Below are 7,396 nucleotides of genomic sequence, written 5' to 3'. Positions count from 1 at the left end.
TTGGAGGTACTCAGGCGGCCTGATTATCAAATCACGGAGAAAGAATTGCTGGCGGCCTGGGTATTATTCGCCAATCAGTTGCTCAAATATGGCTATGCTATGGCTGATTTATGAGGGGATCCTTCAGGGCAATATGTCCATTAATATGGCTGAGTTTCATCAAGTCTTTTTTGAAGAAAGCCATGAGCATCTTGAAAGCATGGAGCAACTGCTTATTGCCCTCGATCTTCAGTCGCCAGATCCCGAGGAGTTAAATACTATTTTTCGAGCGGCGCACTCTATTAAGGGAGGCAGTGGTATTTTTGGCTTTACGGCGCTCACCAGTGTCACTCACGTAATGGAAAACCTACTCGATAAAGTGAGAAAGGGTACATTTGAGTTATCTTCCGGGGTCATTGATTTACTTTTGAAGACGGTTGACACGCTATCCCACATTCTTAGCTTGTATCGTGAAGATTCACCAATTGATTGGCAACAGGTTGAATTTGCTAAAAATCAATTAATTGCAGCATTAAATGGTGAGCCTTTTTCGATTACCCATTCTAACGAAACGTTCACTTCGCCAATTCAAACAGCAGTGCCACACACAGCAACGGTTTTACCCAAGGCCTGTGACGAGAATGATCTCGGCTTTGGTTTTTTTGAAGATGATGTCAAATTAACCTTAGCCATTGAAAATCAAGATTTTGGTTTTTTTGATGAAGCGTATATTGCGAAAGAAATTAGTATTGATGATTTAAGCAAAACGGTCACAAATAGTCAGCAACTTAGTACAGCGCCTGACGATGACTTAGGTTTTGGTTTCTTTGAGTCTTTAACAGCTGAAAGCATTGACAGTGAAATTGATGCTTTAGTGCAGATTAAAACTAATCCAGCACATCCCATCATTGAGCCAATTGCAGAGCCTATTAGTCATCATTCCGGTGCTAAAGTGCCTCGTTATACAGGCAAAGTCACGCAAACCGAAAAAACAGAACCCACAGATTTGGTTACTTCAAATGCATCAAATCAGCATGTGGCTTCTGCGGTCACATCACCACAAACAATTGTTGCGACTAAAAAAGTCAACACGACCACTCAAGATGCCACATTAAGAGTCGAAACCTCCAAAATCGATACCCTAGTCAATCTTGCGGGTGAATTGGTTATTACCCAGTCAATGTTGACCCTCATTGGTAATGAGCTGTCGGGTGAATTGGGTGAAAGGCTTAAGACTGCATTGGTCGAACTTGAGCGAAATACGCGGGAGATGCAAGAGGCTGTGATGTCGGTCCGAATGTTGCCAGTTTCCTTTGTATTCAACCGGTTTCATCGATTAGTCAGAGATTTATCAGAACAACTCGGCAAAAATGTCAATCTCGTGATCGAAGGTGGCAACACGGAAATCGACAAGGGCATGATTGAAAAGCTGGTCGATCCGCTCACGCATCTAGTACGCAATAGTTTAGACCATGGTATTGAAAAACCAGAAGTCAGGCGTGCGTTGGGTAAAGCTGAAACGGCCCAATTATCGCTTAAAGCAAGTCAGCGGGGGGGCAGTATTGTCATTGCAGTACATGATGATGGTGCTGGTTTACATCGCGAGAGGATCTTACAAAAAGCCCGAGAAAATAATATGCCAGTTGCGGATAACATGCCGGATAAACTGATTTGGCAACTGATTTTTACCGCCGGATTTTCGACCGCCAAGGAAATTACTGATGTTTCTGGCCGTGGTGTCGGGATGGATGTTGTTCGTCGAAATATTGAAGCACTAGGCGGACGAATCGATATCGATTCCGTGGCGGGTCATGGGGCTACCTTTGAAATTCAATTGCCACTGACCTTAGCCATTGTTGATGGGATGAGTGTGAGTGTGGGTAATCAAATCTATATTCTACCGCTAGTCCATATTATCGAATCAATACAACCCCATAATGAGCAGCTAACGTCCTTCGCTCACGAGCGTTTAATCCGAGTCAGGGAAGAATATTTACCCCTATTAAACCTGCATCAATTGATGGAAATCGATCCGTTTGCCAAGCGTCCCGAAGAGGGCATTGTGGTGCTCCTTGAAAGCAACAATAAACGTTTTGGATTGTTTGTTGATGCATTGGTTGGTCAGCAGCAGGTTGTGATTAAAAGTCTTGAAAAACATTATCGTCGGATCCCTGGCGTGTCTGGAGCCACCATTATGGGAGATGGTAGTGTCGCTTTAATTCTCGATGTGGAATCACTGGCCCAGCATATTAAGCATTAACTGAGGACATGCTAATGGAAAGTCGCACATTGCTCGGCCCTAAACCGGAATTTAGTGCCCATGATGAAGTAGAGTTTTTAAGTTTTGTGCTGGGTGAAGAACACTATGCATTGGACATTATGTCGGTAAAAGAAATAAGAGGTTACGAGCCTGTCACAAAAATTGCCAATGCGCCCAGTTTTATTAAAGGAGTGCTTAACCTGCGTGGTGATATCGTACCGATTGTCGATTTACGAATGAAATTTAATGTCGGAACAGCTACTTATGATGAGTTCACGATAGTGATTATGCTCAATGTTTGTGACCGAATTGTCGGCATCGTGGTCGATGCTGTTTCAGATGTCATTAAACTGGCGAGTGAAGCTATTTTACCCGCCCCGCAATTTGGCGCTGCCTTTGATAGTCGCTATCTCAAAGGTCTCGCAACCGTTGAAGAAAAAATGATTATTTTGGTCAATATTCAAGCTCTTATCAGCAGTGATGAGTTGGGGCTAATGGATACAAACAGTCTTTCTGAGCAGGAGTAAACACTATGGGTATCTTAGATATTTTCGGTAATACCGAAGAGCGCCAACGTCGAGATGAAGAGCGCCAACGTTATTTCCAATTGCTCGATAACAGTGGTAATAATTTCATGATTGCCGATAGTGAGCGCAATATCATTTACGCCAATAAAGCCGTACTGAATATGCTGTCAGAGGCTGAGGCTGATATCCGTAAACAGTTACCCCAGTTTTCCGTTGCCAAGATCGTTGGCAGTAATATCGATATCTTCCATGTTAATCCCGCTCATCAGCGCAATATGCTAGAAAGATTAACACAACCACATACGGCACAAATCAGCATTGGTAAGCGTACCTTTAAATTGATACTGACACCTATTATTTCCCGTGATAATAAGCATTTAGGGACTGGTGTTGAGTGGATTGACCGCACTGAAAGTATTGAAGCTGAACGGGCAACCCAACGCATATTAGAAGCGCTCAATAACACAAGCACCAATGTGATGATCGCCGATGCCAATCGAACCATTATTTATATGAACCGTTCAGTTGAAGCCATGTTACGCCGCTCTGAAAGTGAAATTCGCCAGGTTTTACCCCATTTCGCCGTGGATAAGATCATCGGTAGTTCTATGGATATCTTCCACCGTAATCCGGCGCATCAAGCGAGTCTGCTTGACAAGCTCGATCGTAAATATGAGTCGCAGATCAAAGTGGCGAGTTGTCATTTCCGTCTAACGGCAAGCCCGATTATTGCAAAGTCAGGTGAACGGTTAGGCACAGTTGTTGAGTGGCTCGACCGTACTGAAGAAGTACAAGTTGAACAAGAAATTGCTCGGATCGTTGGGGCAGCCGCTGCGGGAGACTTTACCCAACGTGTTGATAGTCAAAGTAAGCAGGGTTTTTTCTTAATGTTAGCGAATAGCCTCAATGCTTTGATTGAAACCTCTGATAGAGGATTACAAGATGTTGCTCGTGTGCTAATGGCCATGGCTGAAGGGGATTTGACCACGAGGATTTATAACGAGTATGAAGGCACCTTTAATGATTTAAAAAACTATTCAAACCAAACCGCTGAAAAGCTCTCTTACATGATAAGAGATATTCAAAAAGCAGCTGATACCATCAATACCGCATCTACTGAAATCGCTCAAGGCAATGCCGATCTGTCCAGTCGAACAGAGGAGCAAGCCTCGAGTCTCGAAGAAACTTCCGCCAGCATGGAAGAGTTAACGGGAACTGTAAAATTAAATGCTGATAATGCCAGCCAAGCCAATGCCTTAGCTTCAAAAGCTGCCGATGTGGCTGAAGATGGGGGAGAGCTTATCCAGCAAGTCGTGCAAACCATGGCGTCAATCAACGAATCCGCGCGCAAAATTGCCGATATTATTGGCGTGATCGATGGTATTGCCTTTCAAACCAATATATTGGCGCTCAATGCTGCGGTCGAGGCAGCCAGAGCCGGTGAGCAGGGGCGGGGGTTTGCGGTCGTGGCCTCAGAAGTGCGAAGCTTGGCTCAACGTTCTGCAAATGCAGCGAAAGACATTAAGGCATTAATCTCTGACTCGGTCAGTAAAATTGAGAGCGGCAATAGCCTCGTCGGAAAATCCGGCGATACCATGAAGGAAATTGTCATTGCAATCAAACGAGTGAACGACATTATGGCGGAAATAGCCTCCGCCTCTAATGAGCAAGCGATTGGTATCGATGAAATAGGCAAAGCCGTTGTGCAAATGGATGAAATGACGCAGCAAAATGCGGCGTTAGTCGAAGAAGCCGCTGCGGCTGCTGAAAGTATGCAATCTCAGGCGCAGCAACTTGCTGATAGTGTGGCAAATTTCAAAGTCGATGAGGAAACAAGCGTAATTGGCCGCACCTCTGAGCTTAAAAAAATAGCGACTAAAACCCCCTCATTAGCACGAGTGTCCACGAAACCTAAAGCAATGACGCCTAAGCCTAGGTTAAATAAAGTCGATCAAGATGAATGGGAAGACTTTTGATTGAGTGATCTCAGACCGCTAGGTAAGGAATATGCGTTTACATTGGCTCACTTTAAGGCGGTGAAGACCCTGCTGTATCAGTTCGCTGGTATAAAATTAGCCGACAGTAAAGACGCTATGGTGTATAGCCGATTAGTGAGGCGAATTAGGGCACTGAAGTTATCGGGATTTACGGCTTATTTAGAGTATTTACAAGCGAATGAATGCGAACACCAGGAATTTATTAATGCACTCACGACTAATCAAACCGCGTTCTTTCGTGAGCCGCATCATTTTGAGGTGTTAAAACGCTATTTACAGACTCATCCACACACAAAACGGATCTGGTGTGCTGCAAGTAGCACGGGTGAAGAACCTTATTCAATAGCTATGGTTGTCGCTGAGCATTTTGGTCGATTTAATACACCGATTGAGATAATAGCGTCAGATATTGACAGTGCCGTCTTAAAAAAAGCGCAGACGGGGATTTATCCGATAGAGCGTATTGAGACGGTGAGCGATGAGCGTAAAACGTTATTTTTTCAGCGGGGTAAAGGGGCGAAACTCGGTCAAGTCCGTGTGATCCCGGAATTAAAGCAAATGTTGCAGTTTACTCGAATCAACTTAGTCGATTCTTTTTGGTCGATTAAAACCCCCGTCGATATTATTTTTTGCCGAAATGTAATGATTTATTTCGATAAAGCAACTCAAGAAGCCATTTTAAAACATATGGTGCTGTCACTAACGGAAGAGGGATTATATATCGCGGGACATTCTGAAAATTTCAATATGTTTCCACAGATCCTCACCCCTGTAGGACAAACTACTTATCAGGCCGTAAAGGGAAAAACGAGTGCTAAGACCGAATATTGAATATCCTGCCCTAGGGCCAAATCGGTATTTTGATCACTTGTTTGATTGTGAAGCCGTGAAAATTATGCCGGGTGAATATTATGCCACTCGGGAAGGTAACTTAATTGTGACTGTATTAGGGTCGTGTATTGCCGTTTGCTTATATGATCTCGAACGGAAAATTGGTGGCATGAATCACTTTTTATTGCCCAGTTGCGATAATCATGGAAATGGTATTTTAGCTGAATCAGCGCGTTATGGTGTCTATGCGATGGAGTTGCTGATCAATGAGTTATTGAAATTAGGTGCAAGACGGCAGTTCATTGAAGCGAAGGTGTTTGGTGGTGGCAACATGCTATCAGGATTAACATTACACAATATTGGCGAGCGTAATGCTGAATTTGTGTTGAATTACTTGCAGATAGAGCAAATACCCGTCATCGCTGCGGACTTACTCGATATTTACCCGCGTAAAGTGTACTTCTTCCCGGAAACAGGATTAGTTAAAGTTAGAAAAATCAAGACGATGCATAATAGCACTATTATGGATAGGGAAAGTGAATACCGCTTACGGATTAAAAATCTTCCGAGTGGTGGGGATGTGGAACTCTTTGGTGAATAGCAGATGGCAATAAAGGTATTAGTGGTAGACGATTCAGCCTTAATCCGCAGTCTGTTGGGCAGGATGGTCGAGTCCGATCCTGAGTTGTGTCTCGTTGGCATGGCAGTCGATGCCTATATGGCCAAGGATATGGTGAATCAATTTCGGCCAGATGTGATTACCTTAGATATTGAAATGCCAAAGGTTGATGGACTCACTTTTTTAGATCGATTAATGAAGGCAAGACCAACAGCTGTCGTGATGATTTCTGCCTTAACCGAAGAGGGCGCAGATGCGACATTCAATGCACTAGCTCTGGGAGCTGTGGATTTTATTCCTAAGCCTAAGCTGGATTCACCTCAGGGATTTAATGAATATCAGGATTTAATCCTCGAAAAAATTAAGTCTGCGGCAAAGGCAAAGTTGCAAAGCCTGCCTGCACCGACCATAACGCTGAAACCCAGTTTAAAACCTGCCTTAAATCAACGTACTGTTAATACCCAGTTAGTGGCTATTGGAGCTTCCACTGGCGGGACCGAGGCTATTTTGCACCTTTTACAACAATTTCCTGCGGTTATGCCGCCAATCGTGATTACGCAACATATGCCTGCTGGATTTACCCGTACCTTTGCAGAACGACTAAACAAACTCACTCGTCTTAATGTAAAGCAAGCTGAGGAAGGGGAGCGGTTATTACCTTGTTATGCCTACATAGCACCAGGGGATCAGCACTTAGAAATCATCAAAGTCGGTGGGAGTTTTAAGGCAAAGCTTAGCCAAGGTGACAAAGTCAGTGGGCATAGACCATCAGTGGACGTGTTATTCCATTCATTGGCTCAATATGCGGGCGCGAATGCGACAGCTGTGATCCTAACTGGTATGGGTAAAGATGGGGCCGATGGGATGGAAGCGATAGATAAGCAAGGTGGCAAAACCTTTGCCCAAGGAGAGCAGAGTTGTGTGGTATTTGGTATGCCTAAAGAGGCGATCAAACGCGGTGCGATTCATCATATAGTAGAATTGCCTCAATTAGGGGATAAACTGCTCCAGTATTTGGCATCATTAAAACGAGACTAGGTCATGCTGATTTTTACCCTAAATAGCTGTTCCAAATAGTAGATCAAAGGAAGGGAACTCAGTCCTGTTTGAGCGATCTGATCTATCGCCAAACAAACCCACCACTCGCCGAGGACTGAGAATGGCCATCTTACCACCACTTTGT

General features: G+C 44.1%; 6 protein-coding genes. All 6 read left to right on the top strand.

Features of this window, described 5'->3' with window-relative positions; translation table 11 throughout:
• Positions 1-133 precede the first annotated feature (133 nt).
• The 6 genes from AEA42_RS11940 to AEA42_RS11915 are packed head-to-tail and all read left to right on the top strand — an operon-like array spanning position 134 to position 7,251.
• Positions 134-2,239, top strand: coding sequence for a chemotaxis protein CheA (locus tag AEA42_RS11940; RefSeq protein ID WP_055647835.1), 2,106 nt, complete (start codon positions 134-136; stop codon positions 2,237-2,239).
• A gap of 14 nt (positions 2,240-2,253) precedes the next feature.
• The gene (locus AEA42_RS11935; RefSeq protein ID WP_037418008.1) at positions 2,254-2,766 is read left to right on the top strand and encodes a chemotaxis protein CheW; all 513 of its coding nucleotides are present in this window, start codon (positions 2,254-2,256) and stop codon (positions 2,764-2,766) included.
• Between the two features lie 5 nt (positions 2,767-2,771).
• On the top strand, positions 2,772-4,742 hold the full coding sequence (locus AEA42_RS11930; protein ID WP_047537580.1) for a methyl-accepting chemotaxis protein: 1,971 nt from the start codon (positions 2,772-2,774) through the stop codon (positions 4,740-4,742).
• Positions 4,743-5,594 carry a CheR family methyltransferase gene (locus AEA42_RS11925; RefSeq protein ID WP_055647834.1) on the top strand — a complete coding sequence of 284 codons (852 nt, stop codon included), beginning with the start codon at positions 4,743-4,745 and terminating at the stop codon, positions 5,592-5,594. It abuts the gene before it with no gap.
• Positions 5,575-6,195, top strand: coding sequence for a chemoreceptor glutamine deamidase CheD (cheD, locus tag AEA42_RS11920; protein ID WP_055647833.1), 621 nt, complete (start codon positions 5,575-5,577; stop codon positions 6,193-6,195). The genes AEA42_RS11925 and cheD overlap by 20 nt, the downstream gene beginning before the upstream one ends.
• A 3-nt stretch (positions 6,196-6,198) precedes the next feature.
• Positions 6,199-7,251: a chemotaxis response regulator protein-glutamate methylesterase gene (locus AEA42_RS11915; RefSeq protein WP_055647832.1), complete on the top strand. Its 1,053-nt coding sequence runs from the start codon at positions 6,199-6,201 to the stop codon at positions 7,249-7,251.
• Positions 7,252-7,396: the final 145 nt, after the last annotated feature.

This window comes from Shewanella sp. Sh95 (assembly GCF_001308045.1).
Lineage (GTDB): Bacteria > Pseudomonadota > Gammaproteobacteria > Enterobacterales > Shewanellaceae > Shewanella > Shewanella xiamenensis.
The sequence above is the reverse complement of the archived record's forward strand: the minus strand, read 5'-3'. Positions and strand labels throughout refer to the sequence as shown.

What these genes read in the sequence shown, in the direction of transcription:
- AEA42_RS11940 (WP_055647835.1), top strand. Translation starts at nt 134, where the DNA reads ATGTCCATTAATATGGCTGAGTTTCATCAAGTCTTTTTTGAAGAAAGC.
- AEA42_RS11935 (WP_037418008.1), top strand. Translation starts at nt 2,254, where the DNA reads ATGGAAAGTCGCACATTGCTCGGCCCTAAACCGGAATTTAGTGCCCAT.
- AEA42_RS11930 (WP_047537580.1), top strand. Translation starts at nt 2,772, where the DNA reads ATGGGTATCTTAGATATTTTCGGTAATACCGAAGAGCGCCAACGTCGA.
- AEA42_RS11915 (WP_055647832.1), top strand. Translation starts at nt 6,199, where the DNA reads ATGGCAATAAAGGTATTAGTGGTAGACGATTCAGCCTTAATCCGCAGT.